25 protein-coding genes and 1 pseudogene are annotated in these 22,717 nt (G+C 71.5%); 20 read left to right on the top strand and 6 right to left on the bottom strand.

What is annotated here, in order from left to right; genetic code table 11:
• Nucleotides 1–46: 46 nt before the first annotated feature.
• On the bottom strand, nucleotides 47–457 hold the full coding sequence (locus IOD16_RS30870) for a hypothetical protein (RefSeq protein ID WP_123745741.1): 411 nt from the start codon (nucleotides 455–457) through the stop codon (nucleotides 47–49).
• Nucleotides 458–703: 246 nt separating this feature from the next.
• Here IOD16_RS30870 and rpmE point away from each other — a divergent pair, with 246 nt between their 5' ends.
• The 5 genes from rpmE to prmC all read left to right on the top strand — a co-directional run bounded on the left by rpmE (nucleotide 704) and on the right by prmC (nucleotide 5,564).
• Nucleotides 704–916, top strand: coding sequence for a 50S ribosomal protein L31 (gene rpmE / locus IOD16_RS30865; protein ID WP_053721986.1), 213 nt, complete (start codon nucleotides 704–706; stop codon nucleotides 914–916).
• Nucleotides 917–1,003: 87 nt separating this feature from the next.
• Nucleotides 1,004–2,059, top strand: a complete 1,056-nt coding sequence (gene prfA, locus IOD16_RS30860) for a peptide chain release factor 1 (protein WP_236594484.1) — start codon at nucleotides 1,004–1,006, stop codon at nucleotides 2,057–2,059.
• 21 nt (nucleotides 2,060–2,080) lie between these two features.
• Nucleotides 2,081–3,289: an acyl-CoA thioester hydrolase/BAAT C-terminal domain-containing protein gene (locus IOD16_RS30855; protein WP_201437221.1), complete on the top strand. Its 1,209-nt coding sequence runs from the start codon at nucleotides 2,081–2,083 to the stop codon at nucleotides 3,287–3,289.
• A gap of 10 nt (nucleotides 3,290–3,299) precedes the next feature.
• On the top strand, nucleotides 3,300–4,685 hold the full coding sequence (gene lpdA / locus IOD16_RS30850) for a dihydrolipoyl dehydrogenase (RefSeq protein WP_201437219.1): 1,386 nt from the start codon (nucleotides 3,300–3,302) through the stop codon (nucleotides 4,683–4,685).
• An 18-nt stretch (nucleotides 4,686–4,703) separates the two neighbouring features.
• Entirely contained in the window at nucleotides 4,704–5,564 is an 861-nt protein-coding gene (gene prmC, locus IOD16_RS30845) for a peptide chain release factor N(5)-glutamine methyltransferase (RefSeq protein WP_123745743.1), read from the top strand.
• Here prmC and IOD16_RS30840 read toward each other — a convergent pair.
• Nucleotides 5,561–6,241: a hypothetical protein gene (locus tag IOD16_RS30840; protein ID WP_201437217.1), complete on the bottom strand. Its 681-nt coding sequence runs from the start codon at nucleotides 6,239–6,241 to the stop codon at nucleotides 5,561–5,563. The genes prmC and IOD16_RS30840 overlap by 4 nt on opposite strands.
• Nucleotides 6,242–6,306: 65 nt before the next feature.
• Here IOD16_RS30840 and IOD16_RS30835 point away from each other — a divergent pair, with 65 nt between their 5' ends.
• The 11 genes from IOD16_RS30835 to atpD all read left to right on the top strand — a co-directional run bounded on the left by IOD16_RS30835 (nucleotide 6,307) and on the right by atpD (nucleotide 16,243).
• Nucleotides 6,307–6,954 (top strand): hypothetical protein, encoded by a 648-nt coding sequence (locus IOD16_RS30835; RefSeq protein ID WP_201437216.1) that lies wholly within the window; start codon nucleotides 6,307–6,309, stop codon nucleotides 6,952–6,954.
• 99 nt (nucleotides 6,955–7,053) lie between these two features.
• Nucleotides 7,054–7,704, top strand: coding sequence for an L-threonylcarbamoyladenylate synthase (locus IOD16_RS30830; protein WP_201437214.1), 651 nt, complete (start codon nucleotides 7,054–7,056; stop codon nucleotides 7,702–7,704).
• A gap of 110 nt (nucleotides 7,705–7,814) precedes the next feature.
• Nucleotides 7,815–8,975, top strand: a complete 1,161-nt coding sequence (locus IOD16_RS30825; protein ID WP_123745746.1) for a glycosyltransferase family 4 protein — start codon at nucleotides 7,815–7,817, stop codon at nucleotides 8,973–8,975.
• A gap of 65 nt (nucleotides 8,976–9,040) precedes the next feature.
• Complete coding sequence (locus IOD16_RS30820; protein WP_123745747.1) at nucleotides 9,041–9,499, top strand: ATP synthase subunit I; 459 nt, start codon at nucleotides 9,041–9,043, stop codon at nucleotides 9,497–9,499.
• Between the two features lie 152 nt (nucleotides 9,500–9,651).
• Complete coding sequence (gene atpB, locus IOD16_RS30815; RefSeq protein ID WP_201437212.1) at nucleotides 9,652–10,431, top strand: F0F1 ATP synthase subunit A; 780 nt, start codon at nucleotides 9,652–9,654, stop codon at nucleotides 10,429–10,431.
• Nucleotides 10,432–10,492: 61 nt separating this feature from the next.
• Nucleotides 10,493–10,747: an ATP F0F1 synthase subunit C gene (locus IOD16_RS30810; protein ID WP_123745749.1), complete on the top strand. Its 255-nt coding sequence runs from the start codon at nucleotides 10,493–10,495 to the stop codon at nucleotides 10,745–10,747.
• Nucleotides 10,748–10,778: 31 nt separating this feature from the next.
• Nucleotides 10,779–11,327, top strand: coding sequence for a F0F1 ATP synthase subunit B (locus IOD16_RS30805; protein WP_123745750.1), 549 nt, complete (start codon nucleotides 10,779–10,781; stop codon nucleotides 11,325–11,327).
• Between the two features lie 10 nt (nucleotides 11,328–11,337).
• Nucleotides 11,338–12,165 (top strand): F0F1 ATP synthase subunit delta, encoded by an 828-nt coding sequence (locus tag IOD16_RS30800; protein WP_201437210.1) that lies wholly within the window; start codon nucleotides 11,338–11,340, stop codon nucleotides 12,163–12,165.
• 59 nt (nucleotides 12,166–12,224) lie between these two features.
• Nucleotides 12,225–13,871, top strand: a complete 1,647-nt coding sequence (gene atpA / locus IOD16_RS30795) for a F0F1 ATP synthase subunit alpha (RefSeq protein WP_123745752.1) — start codon at nucleotides 12,225–12,227, stop codon at nucleotides 13,869–13,871.
• Between the two features lie 7 nt (nucleotides 13,872–13,878).
• Nucleotides 13,879–14,814 carry a F0F1 ATP synthase subunit gamma gene (locus tag IOD16_RS30790; protein WP_123745753.1) on the top strand — a complete coding sequence of 312 codons (936 nt, stop codon included), beginning with the start codon at nucleotides 13,879–13,881 and terminating at the stop codon, nucleotides 14,812–14,814.
• On the top strand, nucleotides 14,807–16,243 hold the full coding sequence (gene atpD / locus IOD16_RS30785) for a F0F1 ATP synthase subunit beta (protein WP_201437208.1): 1,437 nt from the start codon (nucleotides 14,807–14,809) through the stop codon (nucleotides 16,241–16,243). Before IOD16_RS30790 ends, atpD begins: the two co-directional genes overlap by 8 nt.
• Before the next feature lie 67 nt (nucleotides 16,244–16,310).
• On the opposite strand, the gene IOD16_RS40700 is transcribed toward atpD, so the two are convergent.
• Nucleotides 16,311–17,057: an IclR family transcriptional regulator gene (locus IOD16_RS40700; protein WP_236594483.1), complete on the bottom strand. Its 747-nt coding sequence runs from the start codon at nucleotides 17,055–17,057 to the stop codon at nucleotides 16,311–16,313.
• 394 nt (nucleotides 17,058–17,451) lie between these two features.
• On the opposite strand from IOD16_RS40700, the gene IOD16_RS30775 reads away from it, so the two are divergent.
• Together IOD16_RS30775 and IOD16_RS30770 are read left to right on the top strand one after the other, a co-directional pair.
• The gene (locus tag IOD16_RS30775) at nucleotides 17,452–17,817 is read left to right on the top strand and encodes a F0F1 ATP synthase subunit epsilon (protein WP_201437205.1); all 366 of its coding nucleotides are present in this window, start codon (nucleotides 17,452–17,454) and stop codon (nucleotides 17,815–17,817) included.
• 19 nt (nucleotides 17,818–17,836) lie between these two features.
• The gene (locus tag IOD16_RS30770; protein WP_201437203.1) at nucleotides 17,837–18,268 is read left to right on the top strand and encodes a DUF2550 domain-containing protein; all 432 of its coding nucleotides are present in this window, start codon (nucleotides 17,837–17,839) and stop codon (nucleotides 18,266–18,268) included.
• 18 nt (nucleotides 18,269–18,286) lie between these two features.
• On the opposite strand, the gene IOD16_RS30765 is transcribed toward IOD16_RS30770, so the two are convergent.
• A complete protein-coding gene (locus IOD16_RS30765; protein WP_201437201.1) occupies nucleotides 18,287–19,153 on the bottom strand; it encodes an NAD(P)-dependent oxidoreductase in 867 nt (288 codons plus the stop codon).
• A 90-nt stretch (nucleotides 19,154–19,243) separates the two neighbouring features.
• On the opposite strand from IOD16_RS30765, the pseudogene IOD16_RS30760 reads away from it, so the two are divergent.
• Nucleotides 19,244–19,597, top strand: a pseudogene (locus tag IOD16_RS30760) (winged helix-turn-helix transcriptional regulator).
• 27 nt (nucleotides 19,598–19,624) lie between these two features.
• Here the strand turns inward: IOD16_RS30760 and IOD16_RS30755 are convergent.
• Complete coding sequence (locus tag IOD16_RS30755) at nucleotides 19,625–20,197, bottom strand: cob(I)yrinic acid a,c-diamide adenosyltransferase (RefSeq protein ID WP_123745758.1); 573 nt, start codon at nucleotides 20,195–20,197, stop codon at nucleotides 19,625–19,627.
• A 94-nt stretch (nucleotides 20,198–20,291) separates the two neighbouring features.
• On the opposite strand from IOD16_RS30755, the gene murA reads away from it, so the two are divergent.
• On the top strand, nucleotides 20,292–21,548 hold the full coding sequence (gene murA / locus IOD16_RS30750) for a UDP-N-acetylglucosamine 1-carboxyvinyltransferase (RefSeq protein WP_123745759.1): 1,257 nt from the start codon (nucleotides 20,292–20,294) through the stop codon (nucleotides 21,546–21,548).
• A 60-nt stretch (nucleotides 21,549–21,608) separates the two neighbouring features.
• Here murA and IOD16_RS30745 read toward each other — a convergent pair whose 3' ends face one another.
• The gene (locus IOD16_RS30745) at nucleotides 21,609–22,661 is read right to left on the bottom strand and encodes a sulfite oxidase (protein WP_201437199.1); all 1,053 of its coding nucleotides are present in this window, start codon (nucleotides 22,659–22,661) and stop codon (nucleotides 21,609–21,611) included.
• Nucleotides 22,662–22,717 lie beyond the last annotated feature (56 nt).

Genomic DNA, 22,717 nt, shown 5'->3' with positions numbered 1-22,717 from the left:
CGGGACCCCGAGGTCCAGGGGTCGGTGGGTCGACCGGGAGGCGCCGTCAGCAGGGTGGCGTGGGGGAGGCCAGACCCGCCTCGGCCAGCGCGGCGGTGCGGCGGCGTTCGAGGAAGTACTGGGCGACCAGCAGCGCGGTGACCGGCACGCCGAGACCCACGACGGCCGCCACGGGCACGCGCACGCCGTCCAGGAGCACCCCGACCGCCAGCACGGCCGCCAGGTACGGCCACCGCAGCCAGGCGCGCTGCCACCGGGCGGTCCACCCGACCGCGCCGGACGTGGCGACGCCGACGGCCACGCCCGCGCCGAACACGGGGCTCGACAGGGCCAGCTGCCCCGGAGCGCCCACCAGCAGGCCACCCAACCCGGTGAGGCCGAGGACGGCGATGCTGAACAGGAACGGCACGGCCAGCCACGAGGTCAACGACAGGGGACGCCCGACAGTGCAGAACACCCCGCCAGTGTGGCGTCCACGCCCCACCTGTCGCTGCTGTCTGTAGTTCAGCGGTTACCTCATGCGCCGGATGGTCGACCGCCATCGGTGAACGGTTGTGACCCCAGCCACCGGGAACAAGCGTGCGAAGCCTCGCGTTGCAGTCTCTGACAGCCGATCTGGCACACTGTCGGGTCGAGTCCGGCTCCGGTTCACCTCGAAGAATCCCAACGAGGACCCGGCGGCCACCTAGGAAAGGACAAGACGTTGAAGACCGGCATCCACCCCGAGTACGTGACGACCGAGGTCACCTGCGGCTGCGGCAACACCTTCGCCACGCGCAGCACCAAGACGTCCGGCGCCATCCACGTCGAGATCTGCTCCAACTGCCACCCGTTCTACACGGGCAAGCAGAAGATCATGGACACCGGTGGCCGGGTCGCGCGCTTCGAGGCCCGCTACGGCAAGCGCGCCAAGTAGCTGCCAGAACGGCGTCCACCCCGATTCCGCGGGTGGGCGCCGTTGTCGTCTCCACCCCCAGAAGCACGCCGAGACCGGAGCGAGATCGTGACGCTGGACGCCCTGCTGGCCGAGCACGCCGAGCTGGAAGCCAGGCTCGCCGACCCCTCGGTGCACGCCGACCAGGCGGGCGCGCGCAAGCTCGGCAAGCGCTACGCCGAGCTGACCCCGGTCGTGAAGACCGCCCGTGAGCTCGCGCAGGCCAGGTCCGACCTCGAGACGGCCCGCGAGCTGGCCGCCGAGGACGCGGTGTTCGCCGAGGAGGCCGAGCAGCTGGCCAGGACGGTCCCGGCGCTGGAGTCGAAGCTGACCGAGCTGCTGCTGCCGCGCGACCCGCACGACGGCTCGGACGTCGTGCTGGAGATCAAGTCCGGTGAGGGCGGCGAGGAGTCGGCCCTGTTCGCGGGCGACCTGCTGCGGATGTACCTGCGGTACGCCGAACGGCACGGGTGGAAGGCCGAAGTGCTCGACGGCACGGACTCCGACCTGGGTGGCTACAAGGACGTCACGGTGGCCATCAAGAGCCGCGCGGACACCCCGGACGGCGTCTGGTCGCGGCTGAAGTACGAGGGCGGCGTGCACCGCGTGCAGCGGGTGCCGGTGACCGAGTCGCAGGGCCGCATCCACACCTCCGCCGCGGGCGTCCTGGTGTTCCCCGAGGTCGACGAGGTCGAGGTCGAGATCGACGAGAACGACCTCCGCGTCGACGTGTTCCGCTCGTCCGGCAAGGGCGGGCAGAGCGTCAACACGACCGACTCGGCGGTGCGCATCACGCACCTGCCCACCGGCATCGTGGTGTCCTGCCAGAACGAGCGCAGCCAGCTGCAGAACAAGGCGCGCGCGATGCAGGTCCTCCAGGCCCGGCTGACCGCGCTGGCCGAGGAGAAGCAGCAGCAGGAGGCGTCGGACGCCCGGCGCACCCAGATCCGCACCGTGGACAGGTCCGAACGGGTGCGGACCTACAACTTCCCGGAATCGCGCATCTCCGACCACCGGGTCGGGTACAAAGCCCATAACCTGGACCAGGTGCTCGACGGCGACCTGGACGCGGTGCTGGACGCCCTGGCGTCGGCCGACCGCGCGGAGCGACTCGCCGCCGGGTGAGGCGACGACGGAGGGCGCGCGATGGCGGAAATCCTGGTGAACCCGCGGCGCGCCCCCCTCGACACCGCGCTGGACGTGCGGGTGGTCGACCTGCCACCGGGTGACCGGGTCGAGGTGCGCGCGACGACGGGCGACTGGTCGTCCGCCGCGGTGTTCCTGGCCGACGAGCGCGGCGTGGTGGACCTGACCAGGCACGCCCCGGTCGAGGGCGACTACGCCGGCGTCGACCCGATGGGGTTGTTCTGGTCGATGACCCGGACGGGTGAGCAGAGCGGCCCGACGGTGGTCGAGGTCGTCGGGGTCGACGAGGTGGAGCTGGACCGGCTCGCCGTGCCCGACGGGGTGCGGCGGACCGAGGTGACCGAGAACGGCCTGGTCGGCGTGCTGTTCGAGCCCGACGACGGCCGCACCGGCCGCCCCGGCGTGCTGGTGCTGAGCGGGTCCGAGGGCGGGACGCACGAGCTGGACGCCGCGCTCCTGGCCGGGCACGGGTTCGCGGCGTTGACCCTCGCGCACTTCGGCGCGCCGGGCGTGCCGGACGACCTGGTCGAGATCCCGCTGGAGCACTTCGGCGCCGCGCTGGAGTGGCTCGGCGCGCGGGCGGGGGCGTTGGGTGTCGTCGGCGGGTCGCGCGGCGGCGAGCTGGCGTTGCTGGTCGGCGCGACGTTCCCGCAGGTCAAGGCCGTGGTGAGCGTGGTCGGCAGCGGTGTCGTCACGCAGTGCATCGGACCGGGGACGCGGCTGTTGCAGAAGTTGGAGCACGAGGCGGCGTCGTGGACGTGGCAGGGCCGGCCGCTGCCGTACCTGCCGTACTCGATCCCCGACGAGCTGCGCCGCCGGGTCGTCTCGGGCGAGCCGGTGCCGCTGGGTCTCGCGTTCGACCTGACCGACGGCATCCCCGCGGACACCGAGATCCCGGTCGAGCGGATCGGCGGCGGTGTGTTGCTGCTCTCATCGGGGCAGGACGAGTCGTGGCCGTGCGCCGAGCTGAGCGAGGTCGCCCTCCGCCGGCTCGAAGCGCACGGGCACCCGCACCGGCACGAGCACGTCGTCTACCCCGGGGCAGGACACCTGATCGCGGGCCCTCCGCACCGGCCGAGCACGGACGTGGTCGTCCCGGGCCCCGGCGTGCGGTTCTCGACGGGCGGCACGCCCGCCGCCACGGCCGCCGCCCGCGCCGACGCGTGGCGTCGGACCGTTGAGTTCTTGTCGGACCAACTGGGCACCTAATGTGTCGTTCATGAGCGCACACTTTGACGTCGTGGTCCTCGGTGCGGGGCCAGGCGGGTACGTCGCCGCGATCCGGGCGGCCCAGCTGGGGCTGAAGACGGCGGTCATCGAGGAGCGTTACTGGGGCGGGGTGTGCCTGAACGTGGGCTGCATCCCGTCGAAGGCGCTGCTGCGCAACGCGGAGCTCGCGCACCTGTTCACCCACGAGCAGAAGACCTACGGCATCCAGGTCGACGGCACGGTGAGGTTCGACTACGGCGCCGCCTTCGACCGCAGCCGCAAGGTCGCGGACGGGCGCGTCAAGGGCGTGCACTTCCTCATGAAGAAGAACGGCATCACCGAGTACGACGGCCGGGGCACGTTCCTCGACGCGAACACCATCCAGGTGGGTGACGAGCGGGTCACGTTCGACCACGCGATCATCGCGGCGGGCGCGACCACCCGGCTCCTGCCGGGGACGGAGCTGTCCGAACGGGTGGTGACCTACGAGGAGCAGATCCTGTCGCAGGACCTGCCCGAGAGCATCGTCATCGCCGGCGCGGGCGCTATCGGCGTCGAGTTCGCGTACGTGCTGCACAACTACGGCGTGAAGGTCACCATCGTCGAGTTCCTCGACCGGGTGGTGCCGCTGGAGGACGCCGAGGTGTCGGCGGAGCTGGCCAAGCGGTACAAGCGGCTCGGGATCGACGTGCGGACGTCCACGAGGGTCGAGTCCATCGACGACTCCGGCCCGCGCGTGCGGGTGACCGTGTCGAAGGACGGCGCCGAGGAGGTCCTGGAGGCCGACAAGGTCATGCAGGCCATCGGCTTCCAGCCCCGGGTCGAGGGCTACGGGCTGGAGAACACCGGCGTGCGGCTGACCGAGCGCGGCGCCATCGAGGTCGACGGGCGCGGGCGCACGAACGTGGAGAACATCTTCGCGATCGGCGACGTGACGGCGAAGCTGATGCTCGCGCACGCCGCCGAGTCGATGGGCGTCATCGCCGCCGAGACCATCGCGGGCGCGGAGACCATGGAGCTGGACTTCGTGATGATCCCGCGCGCGACGTACTGCCAGCCGCAGATCGCCTCGTTCGGGTGGACCGAGGCGCAGGCGCGCGAGCGCGGGTTCGACGTGAAGGTGGCGAAGTTCCCGTTCACCGCCAACGGCAAGGCGCACGGCATCGGCGACTCGGCCGGGTTCGTGAAGCTGATCAGCGACGCGGAGCACGGCGAGCTGCTCGGCGGCCACCTGATCGGGCCGGACGTGACCGAGCTGCTGCCGGAGCTGACCCTGGCCCAGCAGTGGGACCTCACCGTGCACGAGGTGGCGCGCAACGTGCACGCGCACCCGACGTTGGGCGAGGCGGTCAAGGAAGCGGTGCACGGGCTGGCCGGCCACATGATCAACTTCTGATCGCCCTACCCTGGGACCATGACCCGACACCCGTTGCGGCTGGCCATCAACGAAGCGGAACGCCTGCTGGCCGCGGCGGGTGTCGACAGCCCCAGGGTGGACGCCGAGCTGCTGGCGGCCCACGTGCTCGGCGTCGAGCGCTCGCGGCTGCCGCTGGTCCCGCTGGTCGACCCGCCGGTGGTGGACGCGCTGCACAAGGCCGTGCGGCTGCGCGCGACCCGCGTGCCGCTGCAGCACATCACCGGCCGGGCGTACCTGGGCGGGGTGGACCTGGAGGTCGGTCCGGGCGTGTTCATCCCGCGCCCGGAGACCGAGCTGATGCTGGAGTGGGCGCTGTCCACTGTGGAGTCCGAGGACCCCGTGGTGGTCGACCTGTGCACGGGTTCCGGCGCGTTGGCGCTGGCGGCGGCGCACCGGCTGCCCGCCGCGTCCGTGCACGCGGTCGAGCGCGACCCCTCGGCGCTGGCCTGGGCGCGGCGCAACGCGGAGGCCCGCGCCGCCGCGGGCGACACGCCCATCACGCTGCACGCCGGCGACGTGACCGAGCCGGGCGTGCTGTCCGACCTGGACGGGCAGGTCGACCTGGTGCTGTGCAACCCGCCGTACGTGCCGGACGGCACCGAGGTGCAGCCCGAGGTCGCCGACCACGACCCGCGGCACGCGGTGTTCGGCGGGTCGGACGGGCTCGACGTGATCCGGCACGTCGTGGGCGTGGCCGCGCGGCTGCTCAAGCCCGGTGGGCACGTGGCGATCGAGCACGACGACAGCCACGGCACGACCGTGCCCGCGCTGCTCTCCGCGCGCCGGGTGCTCACCGACGTCGCGGACCACCGCGACCTGGCGTGGCGACCGCGCTTCGCGACCGCGCGCCGGGTCTAAGGGGCGGCCCGCTCGACCATGCCGGCCAGTCGCGACCGGGTCCGGTCCCACTCCTCGGCCGGCCCGGCGGAGTAGAGGACGTACTCGACGCCGCCGGCTTCCCAGAACGCGGTGGCGACCCGGTTCGGGCCCGCCGGCGTGTTCTCGTCGAATTCCCAGCTGACGGCCGGGTGGTCGCGGATCGTCGTCGGGACGAGCGTCACGCGGCGGTGGCCGGGTTCGCGCTCGCGGTCCGCGGCGGCCCGGGTGATGCGGTCCAGGAGCGTGGTCGACGGGTCGGTGACCGGTGCGCCGCCGAGCCGGAGCTCGCGGCGCGGCGACGTCGGGTCGGTGACGACGAGCGTGGTGGCGACCGTGCCGGTGGTGACCTCCCAGCCGACCGGGACCACCGTGCTGAGACCGCCCGGCGCGTCGATCCGCCGCAGGTCCGGCGGTGGGGACGGGGTGGTCGAAGCGGTGGTGCCGGCGGTGGCCGGCGGGGTGGTGGCGGCCGCCGCGGTGGTGCTCGCCGGGGTGTCGGTGGTGATGGCGGGCAGGGCGGGGGCCGCGGCGGCGGGCGGGGGCGCGGCCGGCTGCCGGTCCAGCGCCAGGTAGCCCGCGGCGCCCGCCAGGACGACGTACACGGCGGCGGCGGACAACGCCAGGGGCAGGGCGCCGATCGGGTTTCTCGCAGTCACCGGACGCCTCGCCATCGGGATAATCTGGAGGTCAACGCTCCGCCGAGTAAATCGGAGAACCCGCGATGGCTGTCAATGGCCCGAACGAGTGGAGCGAACTGCGGGAATGGCTGTCGGCGCGCGTCATCCGCGTCGACCTCACCGAATTCGCCGACCCCGACCGGCTCCGCCTGTCCCGGGCGCTGACCGCGCTGACGTCGGCGCTGGGCGAGGGCCACGATGACGAGAGCCACCTCGCCGCCGCCGTGGTGCGCGGCGAGCTGGCCCGCGGCGGCGCGCCGCGGGCGGACGACGTGCTGCGCACCCACCTGGCCATCGCGCTGGCGGCCCGGACCGCGGAGGTGCGGGGCGTGACGCCCGGCGGCGCGCTGGTCGTGGCGGACGCGCGCCAGGCGGCGGAGTGCCGCGTGCTGGCCGAGGAGGTGCTGGCGCTCAGCCCGCACCCGGAGCTGATCGCCTTCGCGACCGACCTGCTCCGGCGGCTGGACGAGGCGCGGGCGTGGCGGTGGGTGGAGCCGGACGTGTGGACGGCGGCCGTCGTCGGCTTGGCCGTCCTGGTGCTGCCGTTCGTGGGCGCGGCGATCGGCGACCCGGTCGTGACGGTGGCGGGCGTGCTGGTCGGCGGGGCGCTCGTGTTCGGGTTCGTGGTGGCGCACCGGAAGCGCCGGTGGGCGGTCGACGCGGACGCGGCGTTCGGTCGCGGTGGTCGGTGACCGGGTCCGCCGTGACGCCTGCCGCGCCGCACCCGCCGCTCGCCGTCCGGGTGTGACCTCGGCCGCTGGCGCCGGACGCGCTGTGCTTGGATCAGCAGGGTGAGCACGATCTACGACTGTGGTGTCCAGGCCGACCGCGCCGCGGGCCTCGAGGCCGCGGCGGGAGCGGTGCGGGGTGGCCGGCTGGTCGTCCTGCCCACGGACACCGTGTACGGCATCGGGTGCGACGCCTTCGACGCGGCCGCCGTCCGTGCCCTCCTGGAGGCCAAGGGCCGCGGACCCGACATGCCGGTCCCCGTCCTGGTCGGTTCGTGGACCACGATCGACGGGTTGGTCCTCGGGGTGCCCCGGCAGGCCCGCGCGTTGATCGAGGCGTTCTGGCCCGGCGGGCTGTCGCTGGTGCTGCCGCACGCGCCCTCGCTGGCGTGGGATCTCGGTCACACCCGCGGCACCGTGATGCTGCGGATGCCGTTGCACCCGGTCGCGCTGGAGCTGCTGCGCGACGTCGGCCCGATGGCCGTCTCCAGCGCCAACAAGTCCGGCTTCCCGCCCGCGGGCACCGCCCAGGAGGCCTGGGACCAGCTCGGCGAGGAGGTCGGCGTCTACCTGGACGGCGGACCGGCCGCCGAGAACATCGCCTCCACCATCGTCGACCTGACCGGCCCGGACCCCGTGGTGCTGCGGGAGGGCGCGGTGCCCGTCGGCGAGGTGTCCAAGGCCCTCGGCGTCGAAGTCGAGGTCGCCCGCTAGTGGATCTTCCCGATCGGAGTAGCGTGGTGCTCCTCCCGCACGAACCACCCCAACGGGATCCGATGCAGCAAGATCCACCCGACACCCCATCGCCGAGGGGCTAGCCTGCCGTGGGCCAGTTGCCTGCCGTGTCCAACGTCCTCCCCGTCCGGGAGTACCTTCTCGTCGCGCTGACCGCCGCGGTCGTGACGTTCCTGCTCGTCGGCCTGGTCCGCGCGCTGGCGTTCCGGATCGGCGCGGTCGCCTACCCCCGCCAGCGGGACGTGCACGTCCAGCCCATGCCGCGCATGGGCGGCCTCGCCATGTACGGCGGGGTGCTGGGCGGCATGCTCCTGGCGCACCAGCTGCCGGTGCTGCGCTCGGCGTTCGACTTCTCCTACGACCCGTACGCGGTGATCGTGGGCGGCGGCGTGATCGTCCTCGTCGGCGTGCTGGACGACCGGTTCGAGCTCGACTCCCTGACGAAGCTCGCCGGGCAGGTCACCGCGGCGGGCATCCTCGTGCTGTTCGGCCTGCAGTGGCTGCTGTTCTGGGTGCCGTGGGGCGACGACGGCGAGGGCACCGGCTCGCTGCTCTCGCTCGACCAGAACCAGGGCGCGATCCTGAGCGTGCTGCTGGCCGTGACCATGGTCAACGCGATGAACTTCGTGGACGGCCTGGACGGCCTCGCGGCGGGCATCGGGCTCATCGCCGCCGCCGCCACCTGCGTGTTCTCCATCGGCCTGCTGGCCAACAACGGCGGTGACGTCGGCGCGTACCCGCCCGCCCTGATCGCGGCCACGCTCGCCGGCGCGTGCCTCGGCTTCCTGCCGCACAACTTCAACCCCGCGCGGATCTTCATGGGCGACTCCGGGTCGATGCTGATCGGGCTGATGCTCGCGGCGGCGACGATCTCCGCGTCGGGGAAGATCAACTACGGGTCGGTGCGCGCCACCGACGTCCTCGGCCTGCTGTCGCCGCTGGTCGTGGTGGCCGCGGTGCTGTTCGTGCCGTTGCTGGACCTGCTCATGGCCGTGGTCCGGCGCACCCGGCGGGGCGAGAGCCCGTTCTCCGCGGACAAGATGCACCTGCACCACCGGCTGCTGGAGATCGGCCACTCCCAGCGCCGCGCGGTGCTGCTGATCTACTTGTGGGCGGGCGTGCTGGCGTTCGGCGCGGTGGCGTTGACGCTGTTCGACGTGGTCGTCGTGGTGTGGTGCCTGGCCATCGGACTCGTTCTCGCGCTGTTGGTCTCCGCGATACCGAGACTTCGCGAAGTACGCCGCACCTGACCCCGATGGTGGGGTGAGCACCAAGCCCTCTTTACACTCGGTCTCGACCAGTGAGAAGAGGTGACATGAGCCAGGACAGCTCTGAGGGCAAGACGGAGTGGACCCACGAAGCCGTCGTCCGGCGACTCGCGGGCGAGATGTACCGCAGCGCGCTGTGGGCGGCCTTGGGGACCGTGGCCGTCGGCGTGATCCTCTGGACCGTGCTGGCCGGTGTCCCCGGCCTGGTCGCGGCGCTGATCGGTGGCGCGATCGCGTGCCTGTCGTCGGCCGCGACGCTGCTCCTGATGCACCGCACCGCCGCGATGCCGCTCCAGGTGATCATGGTCGCGGCGTTCGCCGGGTTCATGGGCAAGCTGATCCTGCTGTTCGCGGTGATGCTGCTGCTGCGCCAGTTCCCGGTGCTGCACACCAACGCCCTGGCGTTGACCATGGCCGCGACGATCCTGGTCGCCACCGCCATGGAGGTGCGCGCCTCCAAGCGCAGTCGCAGTCAGATCGTCATCCCGACCCCTGGCAACACCTGATCTACCGGCTGGTACGGTGCGCGCAGGACGGGACACCCAGGTAGGTGGGGTGCCTCTCGCGGGCGCTTGCGGTCCGTAAGGTACGTTAAGTCCCGATCGTGACGATTCCCCCGGCGGAGTGAACGCCGGCCGGGAGAACCGGAAGGAACACAGTGACCACGATGGTGCTGGCTGCGGGTGATGAGTTCGTCGCACCCGGCGTGAAGGACTTCTTCCTCCCACCGATCTTCGGTGAGGTCACCAAGCCCATGGTGCTTCTGGTGCTCTCGATCTTGATCATCGGTGCGTTCTTCATCGCGGCGACCCGCAACCTCAAGCTCGTTCCCGGCAAGTTCCAGTTCGCCGCCGAGTCGCTCTACGACGTCGGCCGCAACACGATCGCGCGTGAGCAGATCGGCGCCAAGGACTTCAAGCCCTTCGTCCCGCTGATCCTCACGGTCTTCACCTTCATCCTGGTGAACAACCTGTTCGGGCTCATCCCGTTCGTGCAGTTCCCCACGATGTCGCACATCGGCTTCCCGCTGGCCGTCTCGGTGCTCGTGATCTACCCGGTGTACCACTTCGTCGGGTTCAAGCGGCACGGTTTCGTCGGATACCTGAAGCACCAGACCATGCCGCCCGGCGCGCCGTGGTTCGTGCTCATCCTGCTGATCCCGATCGAGTTCTTCCAGAAGTTCTTCCTGAACCCGCTCACGCTCGCGATCCGAGTTTTCGCGGCCATGTTCGCGGGTCACCTGCTCTTGCTGGTGTTCACCTTGGCCGGTGAGTACCTGCTCTTCGCCGGCGGCATCACCGTCGTGGTCGCGCCCGTCGCGTTCGTCTTCGCCATCGCGCTGACGTTCCTCGAAGCGTTGATCATGGTTCTTCAGGCCTACATCTTCGCGCTGCTGTCCGCCAACTACATCGGCGCGGCGCTGGCCGAAGAGCACTGAGAAATCACAAGCCTCCGATCCGCGAGCGTTCGCGGACCGAGTTGGAAAGGGAACAGCACAAGTGAGCGCTATCGTTCTTGCTCAGGAAGCCGCGAACGTCAACCTGAACCAGGGCCTCGCTGCCATCGGCTACGGCCTCGCGGCCATCGGCCCCGGCATCGGCGTGGGTCTGATCTTCTCCTCGGTCATCAACGGCACCGCCCGTCAGCCCGAGGCTCGCGGCGTGCTGCTGAGCCTGGCCTGGACCACGTTCGCCATCGTCGAGGTGCTCGCCCTGCTCGGCTTCGTCGTGTACTTCCTCGCGACGGCGGCCTGAGCACCGGTTCATCGCATCAGAGAGGTTTGTGATGAATACCCTCATCTTGGCGGCGGAGGAAGGGGCCATCAACCCCGTCCTGCCGCACACGTCGGAGATCATCCTCGGCCTGATCTCGTTCCTGCTGCTGTTCTTCGTCATCAAGAAGTTCGTGTCGCCGCGCTTCGAGACGTTGTACGCGGAACGTGCCGCCAAGATCGAGGGCGGGATCGAGAAGGCAGAGCAGGCGCAGGCGCAGGCCCAGCAGGCGCTGGACCAGTACAAGGCGCAGCTGGCCGAGGCTCGCGCCGAAGCGGCCCGCATCCGCGACGACGCCCGCATCGAAGGCGAGCAGATCATCAGCGAGCTGCGCGCCAAGGCGCAGGAGGAGTCCTCGCGGATCATCGCGCAGGGGCAGACCCAGCTCGAGACGCAGCGCGCGCAGATCGTCGCCGAGCTGCGTGGCGAGTTGGGCCGGCTGGCCATCGACCTGGCGGACCGGGTCGTCGGCGAGTCGCTCGAGGACGAGGTGCGCCGCCGGGGCACCGTCGACCGGTTCCTCTCCGAGCTCGACGGCACGTCGGCTCCGGCCGTCAAGTGAGGGAACGCCGATGACGCTGCACGCCGCCAGCCGTGACGCCCTGGCCGCCGCCGAACTGCGGTTGCTCGAGGCCGTGGATGCCACGTTGGACAGCTCCGCCCTGGGCGAGCTGGGCAGCGAGCTGTTCGCGGTCGTGAGCCTGCTGTCGGCGCAGCCCGCGCTGCGCCGCGCGCTGGCCGACAACTCCTCGGAGCCCGAGTCCCGGGAGCAGCTGCTGCGCGGCCTGCTCGACGGCAAGGTCGCCGACGTGACCGCACAGGTGCTGGCCACGGTCGTCACCGCGCGCTGGTCCAGCCCTCGCGAGCTGGTCGACGGCGTCGAGTCGCTGGCCCGCACCACGCTGCTGGTGCGGGCGGAGCGGGACGGCAAGCTCGACGCGGTCGAGGACGAGCTGTTCCGGCTCGGCCGGATCGTCGCGGGCAACCACGCGCTCGAGCTGGCGCTCTCCGACCCGGCGGTCGAGGCCGCGGGCAAGGTCGCGCTGGTCGACAGCCTCGTGGCGGGCAAGGTGGACGCGACCACCAAGACCCTGGTGGACCAGCTCGTCCGCGAGCCGCGCGGCCAGGGAGTCGTCAACGGCCTCGGCGACCTCGCGTCGCTCGCGGCCAAGCGCCGGGAACGTTCCGTCGCCTACGTCCGTTCCGCCGTCGAGCTCGACGCGGCTCAGCAGGACCGCCTCGAGGCCACGTTGACCCGGATCTACTCCCGGCCGATCGCGCTGCACGTCGAGGTCGACCCCACGCTGCGCGGTGGCCTGCTGATCAAGATCGGCGACGAGGTCATCGACGGGAGCGTGGCCGGTCGGCTGGCGTCACTGCGCCGCGACCTCGCCGGCTGACCGACCGGAACCGCGGCCCACAAGCCCCTTTCCCAGAACGAAGTGAGAGCAGGAACGACATGGCGGAGCTGACGATCTCGTCGGACGAGATCCGCAGTGCGATCGAGAAGTACGTCTCGGCCTACTCCCCGGAAGTGAGCCGGGAAGAGGTCGGCGTCGTCGCGGAGACCTACGACGGCATCGCCATCGTCGAGGGTCTGCCCGGCACCATGACCAACGAGCTGCTGGAGTTCCCCGGCGGCGTGCTCGGCGTGGCCCTGAGCCTGGAGGTCCGCACCATCGGCGCGGTCATCCTCGGTGACTTCGACAAGATCGAAGAGGGCCAGGAGGTCAAGCGGACCGGCCAGGTGCTCTCCGTGCCGGTCGGCGACGGCTTCCTCGGCCGCGTGGTGAACCCGCTCGGCCAGCCGATCGACGGCCTCGGCGACATCGTGGCCGACGACAACCGCGCGCTGGAGCTGCAGGCGGCGTCCGTGCTGCAGCGGCAGCCGGTGAGCGAGCCGATGCAGACGGGCATCAAGGCCATCGACGCCATGACGCCGATCGGCCGCGGCCAGCGCCAGCTGATCATCGGCGACCGCAAGACCGGCAAGACCGCGGTCTGCATCGACACGATCATCAACCAGAAGAAGGCCTGGGACTCGGGCGACCCGCAGCAGCAGGTCCGCTGCGTGTACGTGGCCGTCGGCCAGAAGGGCTCCACCATCGCGGGCGTCAAGGCCGCGCTGGAGGAGGCGGGCGCGCTGGAGTACACCACCATCGTCGCCGCCCCCGCGTCCGACTCGGCCGGCTTCAAGTGGCTCGCGCCCTACACCGGCTCGGCCATCGGCCAGCACTGGATGTACCAGGGCAAGCACGTCCTGATCATCTTCGACGACCTGACCAAGCAGGCGGAGGCGTACCGCGCCATCTCGCTGCTGCTGCGTCGCCCGCCGGGCCGCGAGGCCTACCCCGGCGACGTCTTCTACTTGCACTCGCGCCTGCTCGAGCGCTGCGCGAAGCTGTCCGACGACATGGGCGGCGGCTCGATGACCGGCCTGCCGATCATCGAGACCAAGGCCAACGACGTGTCGGCGTACATCCCGACCAACGTCATCTCGATCACCGACGGCCAGTGCTTCCTGGAGTCGGACCTGTTCAACGCCGGCGTGCGCCCGGCCGTCAACGTGGGCATCTCGGTGTCCCGCGTCGGTGGCGCCGCGCAGACCAAGGCGATGAAGACGGTCTCCGGCTCGCTGCGCCTCGACCTGTCGCAGTTCCGCGAGCTGGAGGCGTTCTCCGCCTTCGCCTCGGACCTCGACGCGGCCTCCCGCGCCCAGCTGGACCGCGGCGCCCGCCTGGTCGAGCTGCTCAAGCAGGGCCAGTACTCGCCGGTCCCCGTCGAGGAGCAGGTCGTCTCCATCTACCTCGGCACCAACGGCCACTACGACGACATCCCGGTCGGCGACGTCCGCCGCTTCGAGTCGGAGTTCCTGGACCACGTCCGGCGCGGCCACGACGTGATCCTGTCCGACATCCGCGAGTCCAAGAAGCTGTCGGACGACACGGAGAAGGGCATCGTGAACGCCGTCACCGCGTTCAAGCAGCAGTTCACCGCATCCGGTGGCGCGTCCGTGGTCAACGACGCGCCCGCCGACGCGATGGACGCCGACAAGGTCGGGCAGGAGTCGGTGAAGGTCAACCGGCCCGCTCCGACCGAGAAGTGACGTAGCCATGGCGGCACAGATCCGAGAGCTGCGCCAGCGGATCCGCTCGGTCAACTCGACCAAGAAGATCACCAAGGCGTACGAGCTCATCGCCACGTCCCGTCTGGCCAAGGCGCAGACGAGGGTCGCGGCGTCGCGTCCGTACGCGGAGGAGATCACCTCGGTGCTCTCCTCCCTGGCGACCGCGTCCGCGAACCTCGACCACCCGCTGCTGACCGAGCGCAAGAACCCCCGCCGTGCCGCCGTCCTGGTCGTGACCAGCGACAAGGGCATGTGCGGTGGCTACAACGCCAACGTGCTGCGTGCCGCCGAGGAGCTGCTCTCGCTGCTGCGGTCCGAGGGCAAGGAGCCCGTGCTCTACGTCATCGGCCGCAAGGGCGTGGGCTACTACAAGTTCCGCCGCCGCGCCATCGCGGGCGAGTGGACCGGTTTCTCGCAGCTCCCGCACTACGTGAACGCGGTCGAGGCCGGTGACGCGCTGGTCAAGGCGTTCGTCGCGGGCAGCGACGACGAGGGCGACCAGCCCGGCCCGGACGGCGTGCTCGGCGTGGACGAGCTGCACGTGGTCTACACCGAGTTCAAGTCGATGCTGAGCCAGACGCCGGTCGCCAAGCGGATCGCGCCGATGGTCGTGGACTTCGACCCGGAGCCGCAGAAGCTCCAGTCGGTGTACTCGTTCGAGCCGAGCGCGGAGACGTTGCTGGGCGCGTTGCTGCCCAAGTACGTCAAGACCCGGCTCTTCTCGGCGCTGCTGGACGCGGCGGCCTCGGAGTCGGCGGCGCGGCGGACCGCGATGAAGGCGGCGACGGACAACGCCACCGAGCTGGTCCGCAACCTGAGCCGCCAGGCGAACGCGGCCCGCCAGGCCCAGATCACCCAGGAGATCAGCGAGATCGTCGGTGGCGCCTCCGCGCTTACCGGGGGCGCAGGAAGTGATGAGTGACATGAGTGCTACTGCCACCACCACCCGCACCGGCCGTGTGGTCCGGGTGATCGGTGCCGTCGTCGACGTGGAGTTCCCGCGCGGCGCGGTGCCGGAGCTGTTCAACGCGCTGCACGTGGAGATCACCTACGAGGCGGTCGCCAAGACGCTGACCCTGGAGGTCGCCCAGCACCTGGGTGACAACCTGGTCCGCACCATCTCGATGCAGCCGACCGACGGCCTGGTCCGCGGCGCGGCGGTGACCGACACCGGCAAGGCGATCAGCGTGCCGGTCGGCGACGTCGTCAAGGGCCACGTCTTCAACGCGCTGGGCGACTGCCTCGACGAGCCCGGCCTCGGCCGCGACGGCGAGCAGTGGGGCATCCACCGCAAGGCGCCGTCGTTCGACCAGCTCGAGGGCAAGACCGAGATCCTGGAAACGGGCATCAAGGTCATCGACCTGCTGACCCCGTACGTCAAGGGCGGCAAGATCGGCCTGTTCGGCGGCGCGGGCGTGGGCAAGACGGTGCTCATCCAGGAGATGATCACCCGTATCGCCCGCGAGTTCTCCGGCACGTCGGTGTTCGCCGGCGTCGGCGAGCGCACCCGTGAGGGCACCGACCTCCTCCTCGAGATGGAGGAGATGGGCGTGCTCAGCGACACCGCCCTGGTGTTCGGTCAGATGGACGAGCCGCCCGGCACGCGCATGCGCGTCGCGCTGTCCGCGCTGACGATGGCGGAGTACTTCCGCGACGTGCAGGGCCAGGACGTGCTGCTGTTCATCGACAACATCTTCCGGTTCACCCAGGCGGGTTCCGAGGTGTCGACCCTGCTGGGCCGCATGCCGTCCGCCGTGGGTTACCAGCCGACGCTGGCGGACGAGATGGGTGAGCTCCAGGAGCGCATCACCTCGACGCGCGGCAAGTCGATCACCTCGCTGCAGGCCATCTACGTGCCCGCGGACGACTACACCGACCCCGCGCCGGCCACCACGTTCGCCCACCTGGACGCGACGACGGAGCTCTCCCGTCCGATCTCCCAGAAGGGCATCTACCCGGCGGTGGACCCGCTGTCCTCGTCCTCCCGGATCCTCGAGCCGTCGATCGTCGGCGAGGAGCACTACCGGGTGGCGCAGGAGGTCAAGCGGATCCTGCAGAAGTACAAGGAGCTGCAGGACATCATCGCCATCCTCGGCATGGACGAGCTGTCCGAGGAGGACAAGGTCCTCGTCGGCCGCGCCCGTCGCCTGGAGCGCTTCCTCGGCCAGAACTTCATCGTGGCCGAGAAGTTCACCGGTCAGCCGGGTTCGTTCGTGTCCATCAAGGACACCATCGAGGCGTTCGACCGCGTCTGCAAGGGCGAGTTCGACCACTACCCGGAGCAGGCGTTCTTCTCCTGCGGCGGGTTGGACGACGTCGAGGCCAACGCCAAGAAGCTGGCCGGCAACTGAGTCGGGCTTCGTCGAAGGGCCGTTCCCCGTCGGGGAGCGGCCCTTCGGGCGTCACCGGGCCGGGTCGTCAGGGGGAGGCCCAGCCCAGCGCGCGGGAGATCGCCAGGCCGCACGTGCGCACGGCGGGCACGACGGTGTCGGTGCGGGTGTCGGTCGGCACGACGACGGACACCGCGGCCACCACTTCGCCGTCCTGGCCGCGCACGGGGGCGGCGACCGAGTAGGTGATCATCTCGAGCTGGCGGTCGCTGATGGCGTAGCCGTCGCGGCGCACCCGGGCCAGGGTCTCCCGCAGCTCCGGCGGCGACACGATCGTCCGGGGCGTGAACCGCTTGAGCGGCGCGGCCAGCACGGCCTCCTGCACGGCGACCGGCGCGGCGGCCAGCAGCACCAGGCCGACGCCCGTGCAGTGCGTCGGCATCCGGCTGCCGACCCGCGTCAGCACGTTCACCGCGTCCCGCGCCGAGATCCGCTCCACGTACACGACCTCCGTGCCGTCGCGGACGGCCAGCTGCACGTTGTGCCGCGTGACCTCGCACAGGTCCTCCAGGAACGGCAGGGCCCGGTCCCGCAGGTCCAGGCTGCCGGGGGACAACGCGCCCAGCTCCAGCAGCCTCAGGCCCACGCAGTAGCGCCCATCTGCCGTCCGGTCCAGGGCGCGCAGCTCCACCAGCGACGCCACCAGCCGGTGCGTGGTGCTCAGCGGCAGGCCGGAGTGGCGGCTCAGCTCGGACAGCGTCACCGCCGACCGGTCCACGGTGAACACGGACAACAGCGAGAACGCGCGCTCCAGCAGCGACTTCGGGGTGGGCACCGGCCCAGTCTCCCAGCGGCGCGCCCGCGCCGGCCCGAGCGGCGGCGTACCCGGTGCGCTGCCGCGCCGCCACCCCGCTGCTGGGCGACCCGCGCCGCGGTCTGCCCGCAGACAGCGCCCGTGGTCCGTGACCGTGCCGGTGGACCGAGGCTTCTGCACGTAATCAGGGTCGTCTGCGGCCCGTGCCGGGCGCGTGCCGCTCGCCGCACCCGACGGAGTTCCTCCCCGTTCGCCTTGGTAGCGGCCTTGCGGGTGGTCGCGGAGGACGCCGCCGGAGCGGTCGCCGGGAGGGTCGCGGCGGGCCGGGGCAGCGCCTGGGGGTGGCCGGCACGGCGGGGTGTTCCGGTCACCGTTTAGACTGGGGCTCGACTCCAGTCGACTCAGGGAGATGCGCGTGGCCGAGATGACCGTCCAGTTGGTCGCGGTGGAACGCCGCCTGTGGTCCGGCACGGCCACCTCGGTGGTCGCGCAGACGCTCGAAGGGGAGATCGGCATCCTGCCCGGCCACGAGCCGGTGCTCGGCCAGTTGGTCGAGGGCGGCGTGGTCCGGATCCGCACCACGGACAACGAGCTCGTGACGGCGGCCGTGCACGGCGGGTTCCTCTCCGTGACCGGCGACGGGGTGAGCATCCTCGCCGAGGACGCGGAGCTCTCCGAGGAGATCGACGTCGAACGAGCCCGCTCGGACGCGCAGAACTCGGACGACGTGCAGCGGGCCCGGGCCATCGCGCGGCTGCGCGCCGCGGGACACTCGGCCTGACGCGGACGGGACGAGCGCCGTGGGGATCGCCGAACTGGTGGGGGTGGTCCTGTTCGGCGCGGTGGTCGTCCTCGCGTACCTGGCGTGGCGCCGCGTCCGACTGCTGCGCGCCGGTGGCGTGCACGTCGCGTTGAGGTCGCGCATCGCCGGTTCCGGCCGGGGCTGGCACCTGGGTGTCGGGCACTACCGCGGTGACGAGTTCACGTGGTTCCGCGTGCTGAGCCTGAGCGCCGGCCCGGACATGGTCATCTCCCGCGAGGGCTTCGAGATCGACGACCGCCGCGAGCCCACCCCGCCGGAGGCGTACGCGATGCCCGCGAACGCGGTGGTGCTCCGGTGCCGGGGCGACAAGGGCGAGGTCGAGATCGCGATGGGCCCGGACGCGCTGACCGGATTCCTGTCCTGGTTGGAGTCGGCGCCTCCGGGCCGGTCCATTCCCTGGGCCTCCTAGCCCGGCGCCCCGGGAGGGTCAGGCGGGTTGCCTGATGCTCTCGTAGATGCGGGCGAAGCCCTCCTCGCCGTGACCGGCGTCGACCTGCCGCCGGATCAGGTCCTGCACCACCCCGACCACCTCCGTGGAGATGCCCTGCGCGGCGCTCGCGCCGAGCAGGTCGCCGAGGTCGGAGAACACCAGGCTCTGCTGCCCCGGCACGGTGTAGTCGCCGCCGTCGACCACGGCCGCGAACCCGGCGAACCCGCCGGTCATCGCGGCCAGCCACGGCGCCGACCGCCGGGCGAACTCGGTCGCCGTCACGCCCGCGTCCGCGACCATCGCCGCGCCGTGCAGGAAACCCGCGAACATCACGTACATGCCGGCGAGCAGGGCCAGGTCGTACAGCGACGCCAGGCCCGCGTCCTCGCCGAGGTACGCGCTCTCACCCCACAGGTCCAGCAGGGGGCGTAGCCGCTCGAACGCGGTGGCCGACCCGCTGTAGAGGACGGACGCGCCGGGGAGCCCGATCATGTCCGGCACGGCCATGATGCCGCCGTCGAGGTGCACCGCGCCGTGCGCCGCCGCCCACCCGGCGATCTCCTTCGCCTGGTCGGGCGTGGTCGTGGTGACGTTGACCAGCGTGCGGCCGGTGAGCACGTCGGCCACCGGGTCGAGCACCTCGTGGACCGAGTCGGCGTCGAGCAGGCAGGCGATCACCACGTCGGCGGCGGCCACGGCGTCGCGGGCGGTGGCGGCGGCGGTGGCGCCGAGGTCGACGAGGGCGTCGGCCTTGCCGGGGGTGCGGTTCCAGACCGTCGTGGCGTGCCCGGCGCGCACCAGGGCGGTGGCGAGGGCGGCGCCCATCGCGCCGAGCCCGAGGACGGTCGCCTTCGTGTTCGTCATGCCGCGATCGTCACCCGTACCGTCGGAGCTGACCAGTACGGACTATTTTGTGCGGTACCCACCTTTCGGTGAGCACCCTTGGGAGGGGCGATGGCGGCTCGACGTGGCCCCTACTTCTGCGGCATCGACGCCGCGATGGACGTGGTGTCGGGGAAGTGGAAGTCGCTGATCCTGTGGGAGCTGGCCGAGCACGGCGTGCGGCGGTTCGCCTAGCTGCGCCGCGGCCTGCCGGGCGTGAGCGAGAAGATGCTGGTGCAGCAGCTGCGCGAGCTGGAGGAGGACGGTCTCGTGCGCCGCGAGGTGTTCCCCGAGGTGCCGCCGAGGGTGGAGTACGAGCTGACCGGGCACGGGGTGTCGCTCAACGAGGCGCTCGCCGCGCTGGGCGTGTGGGGCGTCGAGCGGATGCGGCGCATCGGTGCGGAGAAGGTCGTCCACACGCCCTGATCGGGCGCCCGGCGCCACCCGCTTCGGTCAGGCGTTGGCGCCCGGCCGCCAGAGCACGTCGCCGTCCGGGTTGGCGACCCTGGCCAGGATGAACAGCAGGTCGGACAGCCGGTTCAGGTACTTCGCGGTCAGCGCGTTCGTCCGATCGGCCTCGACCTCGATCAACGCCCACGCGCCCCGCTCGGCCCGCCGGGCGATCGTGCGGGCCTGGTGCAGCAGCGCCGCGCCGGGTGTGCCACCGTTGAGGATGAACGACTCCAACTTGCCCAACCGGGAGTTGAACGCATCGCACCACGACTCGAGCCGGTCCACGTAGGCCTGGGTGACCCGCAGCGGCGGGTGCTCGGGGTCCGGCACGACGGGCGTGCAGAGGTCGGCGCCGACGTCGAACAGGTCGTTCTGGACCTGCCGCACCACCTCGGCGACGTCCGGTTCCAGCGCGCCGAGCGCCAGGGCCACGCCGAGCGCGGCGTTCGTCTCGTCCACGTCGGCGTACGCCGTGATGCGGGGTGAGGTCTTGGGCACCCGGGAGAAGTCGCCGAGGCCGGTGGTCCCGTCGTCGCCGACACGGGTGTAGATCTTCGTCAGGTGCACGGCCATGGGAAGCACTGTAGACACCGCGCAGACCCACCACGGACGGGCACGATTCAGACCGTACGTAGGATTGCGGCACAACGAGCAAGGAGTTCCTTACGTGAGTGAGCACTTCCGGGTTCATGGCGGTGGCCGGCTCGTCGGCGAGGTCGCCGTCGTGGGGGCGAAGAACAGCGTGCTCAAGCTGATGGCGGCGGCGCTGCTGGCCGAGGGCACCACCACCATCACCAACTGCCCGGAGATCCTGGACGTGCCGCTGATGGCGGACGTCCTGCGCAGCCTCGGCTGCGAGGTGGCGATCGAGGGCCGGGTCGTCACGATCACCACCCCGAAGGAGCTCAACCACCGCGCCGACTCCGAGGCGATGGGCAAGCTGCGCGCGTCCGTGTGCGTGCTCGGTCCGCTGGTGGGCCGGTGCAAGCGGGCCGTCGTCGCGCTGCCGGGTGGCGACGCGATCGGCAACCGGCCGCTGGACATGCACCAGAGCGGGCTGCGCAAGCTCGGCGCGCACAGCGAGATCGAGCACGGCTGCGTGATCGCCGAGGCCGAGGGCCTGCACGGCGCGCAGATCTGGCTCGACTTCCCCAGCGTGGGCGCGACGGAGAACATCCTGATGGCGGCGGTGCTGGCCGACGGCACCACGGTCATCGACAACGCCGCCCGCGAGCCGGAGATCGTGGACATCTGCGTGATGCTCCAGCAGATGGGCGCGAAGATCGAGGGCGCGGGCACGTCCACGCTCACCGTGCACGGGGTCGAGTCGCTCCAGCCGACCGAGCACCGGGTGATCGGCGACCGGATCGTCGGCGCCACCTGGGCGTTCGCCGCCGTCATGACCCGCGGCGACATCACCGTGCGCGGCGTCGACCCGCACCACCTGGACCTGGTGCTGGAGAAGCTGCGGATGGCGGGCGCGGCCGTGACCACGCTCGACGACGGTTTCCGCGTGGTGCAGACCGACCGGCCGCGGTCGGTGGACTTCGTGACGCTGCCGTACCCCGGTTTCGCCACCGACCTCCAGCCGTTCGCGATCGCGCTGTCGAGCGTGTCCGACGGCACGTCGATGATCACCGAGAACCTGTTCGAGGCGCGGTTCCGGTTCATCGAGGAGATGGTGCGGCTGGGCGCGGACGCCCGCACCGACGGCCACCACGCGGTGGTGCGCGGGGTGGACCGGTTGTCCAGCGCGCCGGTGTGGGCGTCGGACATCCGGGCGGGCGCGGGGCTGGTGCTGGCCGGGCTGTGCGCGGACGGCGCGACCGAGGTGTACGAGATCTTCCACATCGAGCGCGGCTACCCGGGCTTCGTGGAGAACCTGCGCAAGCTCGGCGCGGTCGTGGAGCGCGTCAGCGCCTGACCCGCGGCAGTGGGAGCGGCCGCCGGCGCGTTGTCGGCCCCGACGTCGGCGGCCGCCGGTTCAGGGCCGCACGGTCACCGGGACCCGCTGGGCGGTGTTGTTGGCCATGCCCTGGCGGTTCCACGGCTGGTCGACGGGCTGGGTGAGGCCGTCCGCGTCGGTCGCCCGCACCCGCAGCACGTGCTCACCGGGCGTCGCGTCCCACGCGCACTCCCAGCGCCGCCACGCGTACTGGTCGCCGGCGGGGCCGAGGTCGGCCGTCACCCACGTGCCGTCCAGCTCGACCTCGACCTTCGCCACGGGCGCGTGGCCGCTCCACGCGCGGCCGGTGAGCAGCACGCGGCCGGCGTCGACGAACCGCCGGCGGGTCATGAAGTCGGGGAAGCCCGGCGGGACCATCAGGGCCTTGGGCAGGATGCGGGTCACCGGCGTGCCCTCGTCGTCCGGCCCCTGCGCGATCCGGTAGGCGACGGCCTGCTGGAACCCGTCGAACGGCCGGTCCAGCGCGGTGATCGAGCGCAGCCACTTCACGTGCGCCATGCCGTACCAGCCGGGCACGACCAGCCGCAGCGGCGCGCCGTGCTGGGGCAGCAGCGGTTGGCCGTTCATCTCGTAGGCCAGCACCACGTCCGACCGCAACGCCTCGGCCACCGGCAGCGCGCGTTCGTAGTCCTGCTCGACGCCCCGGTCCAGCCCGTGGTCGAGCCCGGTGAACACCACGTCCACCGCGTCCGGCGGCAGGTCGGCGAGCAGGGGCGCCAACGGCGTGCCGGTCCACGTCGCGCAGCCGACCGCCTCGTCCAACCACGGCTGGCTGACCGGCCGGGGGTGCAGCTTCGCCCGCCCGTTGCCCGCGCACTCCAACGTCACCTGCCGGCTCACGGCGGGCAGCGCGCGCAGCTCGTCCAACGTCCACGTCCGCCCGAGCACGTCCAGCGACCAGCCGGTCACGTCCGGGATGTCGTAGTGGATCAGCAGGTAGTGCAGGCCCGCCGGCGTCTCGTCGTAGCGCAGCGCTTCCAGCGGCATCCCGTGGTTGCGCGCGGCGAGCCTCAGCTCGTCGATCGAGATGTCTTCGTCGTCCTGGGCGATCCGGGACAGACCGATGGTCATGGGGCGCTCCGCGGGGTTCGGCGTCGGGTGCGCCGGCCTGGACCCGTGAGCCGCCG

The organism is Saccharothrix sp. 6-C (assembly GCF_016695385.1).
GTDB lineage: Bacteria > Actinomycetota > Actinomycetes > Mycobacteriales > Pseudonocardiaceae > Actinosynnema > Actinosynnema texasense.
The sequence above is the reverse complement of the archived record's forward strand: the minus strand, read 5'-3'. Positions and strand labels throughout refer to the sequence as shown.

Excerpts from the sequence above, each read along its gene's own strand:
- IOD16_RS30755 (WP_123745758.1), bottom strand. The coding sequence starts at position 20,197 with ATGGCCGTGCACCTGACGAAGATCTACACCCGTGTCGGCGACGACGGG.
- IOD16_RS30835 (WP_201437216.1), top strand. The coding sequence starts at position 6,307 with ATGGCTGTCAATGGCCCGAACGAGTGGAGCGAACTGCGGGAATGGCTG.
- atpA (WP_123745752.1), top strand. The coding sequence starts at position 12,225 with ATGGCGGAGCTGACGATCTCGTCGGACGAGATCCGCAGTGCGATCGAG.
- IOD16_RS30855 (WP_201437221.1), top strand. The coding sequence starts at position 2,081 with ATGGCGGAAATCCTGGTGAACCCGCGGCGCGCCCCCCTCGACACCGCG.
- IOD16_RS30765 (WP_201437201.1), bottom strand. The coding sequence starts at position 19,153 with ATGACGAACACGAAGGCGACCGTCCTCGGGCTCGGCGCGATGGGCGCC.
- prmC (WP_123745743.1), top strand. The coding sequence starts at position 4,704 with ATGACCCGACACCCGTTGCGGCTGGCCATCAACGAAGCGGAACGCCTG.
- atpD (WP_201437208.1), top strand. The coding sequence starts at position 14,807 with ATGAGTGACATGAGTGCTACTGCCACCACCACCCGCACCGGCCGTGTG.
- lpdA (WP_201437219.1), top strand. The coding sequence starts at position 3,300 with ATGAGCGCACACTTTGACGTCGTGGTCCTCGGTGCGGGGCCAGGCGGG.
- IOD16_RS30805 (WP_123745750.1), top strand. The coding sequence starts at position 10,779 with ATGAATACCCTCATCTTGGCGGCGGAGGAAGGGGCCATCAACCCCGTC.
- IOD16_RS30790 (WP_123745753.1), top strand. The coding sequence starts at position 13,879 with ATGGCGGCACAGATCCGAGAGCTGCGCCAGCGGATCCGCTCGGTCAAC.
- IOD16_RS30800 (WP_201437210.1), top strand. The coding sequence starts at position 11,338 with ATGACGCTGCACGCCGCCAGCCGTGACGCCCTGGCCGCCGCCGAACTG.
- IOD16_RS30820 (WP_123745747.1), top strand. The coding sequence starts at position 9,041 with ATGAGCCAGGACAGCTCTGAGGGCAAGACGGAGTGGACCCACGAAGCC.
- IOD16_RS30745 (WP_201437199.1), bottom strand. The coding sequence starts at position 22,661 with ATGACCATCGGTCTGTCCCGGATCGCCCAGGACGACGAAGACATCTCG.